This window comes from Streptomyces sp. NPDC056948 (assembly GCF_042674225.1).
Taxonomy (GTDB): Bacteria; Actinomycetota; Actinomycetes; order Streptomycetales; family Streptomycetaceae; genus Streptomyces; species Streptomyces purpurascens.
Window position 1 is genome coordinate 1 of record NZ_JBHUQX010000590.1, and the last position, 4,438, is coordinate 4,438.

Genomic DNA, 4,438 nt, shown 5'->3' on the forward strand with positions numbered 1-4,438 from the left:
TCACCGGCGGCCGTACGGTCACGGTCGTACTCGCCCGCGATCTCCGCCTCGTCGAACCGGCCGACCGCCGCGAGCCGCTGCACGAACGACCACCGCAGCTCTGTGTCGACGACCAGGCCCTCGACGGTCTGCGAGCCGTCCAGCAGCGCGTCCAGCACGTCGAGCTGCTCGGGCGTCCGGGCCGTCGCGGCGAACGCGCGCGCCCACGCGAGCTGGTGGTCGCTGCCCGGCGCCGCCGCCCGCAGATGGGCCAGCGTCGCGTCGGTCCAGCGGGCCAGCAGCGCTTCGCGGGCGGCCGGGTCGGCGTACAGGTCGATGGCCAGCTTCACCTGGCGCTGCAGCGACTGCACGACGCCGATGTCCGACTCCTTGCCGATGCCGGACAGCACCAGGGCCAGGTAGTCGCGGGTCGCGAGCTCCGCGTCGCGGGTCATGTCCCAGGCCGACGCCCAGCACAGGGCACGGGGCAGGGACGACTCGAAGTCGCCGAGGTGCTCCGTGACGACGGCCAGGGACTGCTCGTCCAGGCGGACCTTCGCGTACGACAGGTCGTCGTCGTTGAGCAGGATCACGGCCGGACGGCGCTTGCCCACGAGCTGCGGTACGGCCGTCAGCGCGCCGTCCACGTCCAGCTCGATGCGCTCCTCGCGGACCAGCTTGCCGCTCTCGTCATCCAGCTCGTACAGGCCGACGGCGATCCGGTGCGGCCGCAGGGTGGGCTCGCCCTTCGCGCCCGCGGGCAGGGCCGGGGCCTCCTGGCGGATGGCGAAGGACGTGACGACACCATCGGCGTCCGTCTCGATCCGCGGGCGCAGGACGTTGATGCCGGCCGTCTCCAGCCAGGCTTTCGACCACGACTTCAGATCACGCCCCGAGGTCTCCTCCAGGGCGCCCAGCAGGTCGGACAGGCGCGTGTTGCCGAACGCGTGCGCCTTGAAGTACGCCTGCACGCCCCGGAAGAACTCGTCCTCGCCGACGTACGCGACGAGCTGCTTCAGGACGGAAGCCCCCTTCGCGTAGGTGATGCCGTCGAAGTTGACGAGCACGTCGTCCAGGTCGTTGATCTCGGCCATGATCGGGTGCGTCGACGGCAGCTGGTCCTGGCGGTACGCCCACGTCTTCATGGAGTTGGCGAAGGTGGTCCAGGACTGCGGCCAGCGGGAATCGGGGTGGGCCGCCTGGCAGGCGATCGACGTGTACGTGGCGAACGACTCGTTCAGCCACAGGTCGTTCCACCACTCCATCGTCACGAGGTCGCCGAACCACATGTGGGCCAGCTCGTGCAGGATGGTCTCGGCGCGCACCTCGTACGCCGCGTCCGTCACCTTCGACCGGAACACGTACTGGTCGCGGATGGTCACCGCGCCCGCGTTCTCCATCGCGCCCGCGTTGAACTCCGGCACGAAGAGCTGGTCGTACTTCTTGAACGGGTACGTGTAGTCGAACTTCTCCTGGAACCACTCGAAGCCCTGCCGGGTCACCTCGAAGATGGCGTCCGAGTCGAGGTACTCGGCGAGCGAGGGACGGCAGTAGATGCCGAGCGGGACGGACTGGCCGTCCTTCTCGTACACGCTGTGCACGGAGTGGTACGGGCCGACGATCAGCGCCGTGATGTACGACGAGATGCGCGGCGTCGGCTCGAACGCCCAGACGTTGTCCTGGGCCTCCGGGGTGGGCGAGTTGGAGATGACGGTCCAGCCCTCCGGCGCCCTCACGGTGAACTGGAAGGTCGCCTTGAGGTCCGGCTGCTCGAAGCTCGCGAACACCCGGCGGGCGTCCGGAACCTCGAACTGGGTGTAGAGGTAGGCCTGGTCGTCGACCGGGTCGACGAACCGGTGCAGGCCCTCACCGGTGTTGGTGTACGCGCAGTCGGCGACCACCCGGAGGATGTTGCGGCCCTGGAGCAGGCCGGACAGGGCGATCCGGGAGTCCGCGAAGATCTCGGCGGGGTCGAGGGAGTCCCCGTTCAGGGTCACCTCGTGCACGGCCGGGGCGACGAGGTCGATGAACGACTCGGCACCGTTCTCGGCGGTCACATCGAAGCGCACCGTGGTCACGGACCGGTAGGTGCCGCCCTCCTGCGCGCCGGAGAGATCGAGTTCGATCTCGTACGAGTCAACGGCGAGCAGCTGCGCCCGCTGCTGCGCCTCTTCGCGGGTCAGGTTTGTGCCAGGCACGCGGTCATCTCCTCGTTATGGGTGGGTTGCGCCATCTTTCCACGGCGGCTTCGCATCGGGCGACGACCTGGGCGTCTCCGAGGGATACCCCTCGACCGGCGAGGGTACGGGCGAACTCCCGTACCGCCGCCCTCTCCCCGTCCCGGCGCCGCACCAAACCGGCGGCCGTACGGGCCGGGCGCCCCGGGGGAGGGCGACGTCCGGAATCCGCCGGTTCCTCGGGCCCCCGCGAGCGAGCCTGAGGAGTATGACGACGACGACCTACAGCGCACTGCCCATCGCCCCGCGCGCCCTGAAGGACCTCCGCACGACGGACGACGCGGGCCGCCCCACCACCCCGTTCACCACCGCCGAGAGTGGCTCACCGCTCCGCTGCTGCCTGCGCCGCGCCGAACCGGGCGAACGCATCGCCCTGGTCTCGTACGCCCCGCTGCGCCGCTGGGCGTCGGAGCAGGGCGTCGACCCGGGCGCCTACGACGAACAGGGCCCGGTCTTCATCCACGCCGAGGAGTGCGCGGGGCCGGACACCGACGCCCTGCCCTTCACCAACAGCCACCGCACGGTCCGCCGCTACTCCGCCGAGGGCCGCATCCTGGGCGGCCGGCTGGTCACCGAGCCCGCCGCCATCGCCCAGGCCTTCACGGAAGCGTTCGACGACCCGGCCGTGGAGCTCGTCCACGTCCGGGCCGTCGAGTACGGGTGCTTCCTCTATGAGGTGCGCAGGGATCAGGAGGTGCGCGGGGACTAGCCCTTCAGCTCCGCCGCCACCAGCTCCGCGATCTGGATCGCGTTCAGGGCCGCGCCCTTGCGGAGGTTGTCGTTGGAGAGGAAGAGGGCCAGGCCGTTGTCCACGGTCTCGTCACGGCGGATGCGGCCGACGTAGGAGGGGTCCTGGCCGGCGGCCTGGAGGGGGGTGGGGATGTCGGTGACGACGACGCCCGGGGCGTCCGCCAGCAGCTCCGTCGCCCGCTCAGGGGAGATGGGCCGGGCGAAGCGGGCGTTGACCTGGAGGGAGTGGCCGGAGAAGACCGGGACGCGCACGCAGGTGCCGGAGACCTTCAGCTCGGGGATCTCCAGGATCTTGCGGGACTCGTTGCGGAGCTTCTGCTCCTCGTCGGTCTCGTTCAGGCCGTCGTCGACGATGTTGCCCGCGAGCGGCAGCACGTTGAAGGCGATGGGGCGCTTGTAGACGTCCGGCTCGGGGAAGTCGACCGCTGCGCCGTCGTGGGTGAGCTGGTCGGCGTCGGCGACGACCTTCTGCGTCTGGCCGTGCAGCTCGGCCACGCCCGCGAGACCGGAGCCGGAGACCGCCTGGTACGTGGCGACGACCAGGGCTTCCAGGCCCGCCTCGTCATGCAGCGGACGCAGGACCGGCATCGCGGCCATCGTCGTGCAGTTCGGGTTGGCGATGATGCCCTTGGGACGGTCCTTGATCGCGTGCGGGTTCACCTCGGAGACGACCAGGGGGACCTCCGGGTGCTTGCGCCACGCGGAGGAGTTGTCGATCACGACGGCGCCCTGGGAGGCGACCTTTTCGGCCAGCGCCTTGGACGTGGCACCGCCCGCGGAGAACAGCACGATGTCCAGGCCGGTGTAGTCGGCGGTCGCCGCGTCCTCCACCGTCACGCCGTCCAGCTCGGAGCCCGCCGAGCGGGCCGAGGCGAACAGGCGCAGCTCGGTGACCGGGAAGTTCCGCTCCTTGAGGATCCTGCGCATGACCGTGCCCACCTGTCCGGTGGCTCCGACGATTCCGACCCTCACGGTGACTCCCTCTCCTGCGTCTCTTCACATGCTCGTTGCTTGGCCGAGGCTTTTCCATCATGCGGCCGACCACGGCCCACCTGTCCACTTCTTTCCCCGCGCTGTCCGGTGAGTGGGACGACGTGTCCCGCTCCCTGGTTGCGGACCTGCGGTATCCACCGCTCTGAGCTGGAGAAATTCATTCGACAGGGGGCGTGCGCCGCAAGCTCACCTGCCCCGGTCGGACTCGGCCACACGGGAGTGTGACGTACACCTCTGTCGTCCCGCCGGAAATGCTTCGGAGGACGACCGAACGTTCCGGGCCGGGCCGGCGTCGTAGGAGAAACACGGCGAGGGGGGTGGATGTGCTGCTGCGCGGAAGGGCCCGGCGGGGCCGGGAGACGCCGCGGGCCGGTGCCGGCGACGATCCGCAGAGCGGGGCCGATCCGCTGGACGCGGCACAGGAACGCCGGGTGCGGGCGGTGCTCGCGCTGGGCGGGGTGCCGCAGGCGGACCTGCCG

At 70.3% G+C, this 4,438-nt stretch carries 3 protein-coding genes and 1 pseudogene; 2 read left to right on the forward strand and 2 right to left on the reverse strand.

Going from position 1 to position 4,438, the window contains the following annotated elements; all coding sequences use genetic code 11:
- A partial coding sequence (pepN, locus tag ACFTZL_RS41675) for an aminopeptidase N (RefSeq protein ID WP_382594853.1) occupies nucleotides 1-2,177 on the reverse strand: 2,177 nt, incomplete at its 3' end.
- 247 nt (nucleotides 2,178-2,424) lie between these two features.
- Here pepN and ACFTZL_RS41680 point away from each other — a divergent pair.
- Nucleotides 2,425-2,925, forward strand: coding sequence for a DUF1203 domain-containing protein (locus tag ACFTZL_RS41680; RefSeq protein ID WP_382594856.1), 501 nt, complete (start codon nucleotides 2,425-2,427; stop codon nucleotides 2,923-2,925).
- Here the strand turns inward: ACFTZL_RS41680 and ACFTZL_RS41685 are convergent.
- Nucleotides 2,922-3,938 carry an aspartate-semialdehyde dehydrogenase gene (locus ACFTZL_RS41685; RefSeq protein WP_382594859.1) on the reverse strand — a complete coding sequence of 339 codons (1,017 nt, stop codon included), beginning with the start codon at nucleotides 3,936-3,938 and terminating at the stop codon, nucleotides 2,922-2,924. The two genes, ACFTZL_RS41680 and ACFTZL_RS41685, sit on opposite strands and share 4 nt — an antisense overlap.
- 347 nt (nucleotides 3,939-4,285) lie before the next feature.
- Between ACFTZL_RS41685 and ACFTZL_RS41690 the strand changes: the two are divergent.
- A pseudogene (locus tag ACFTZL_RS41690) lies at nucleotides 4,286-4,438 on the forward strand (RNA polymerase subunit sigma-70); the annotation flags it as partial.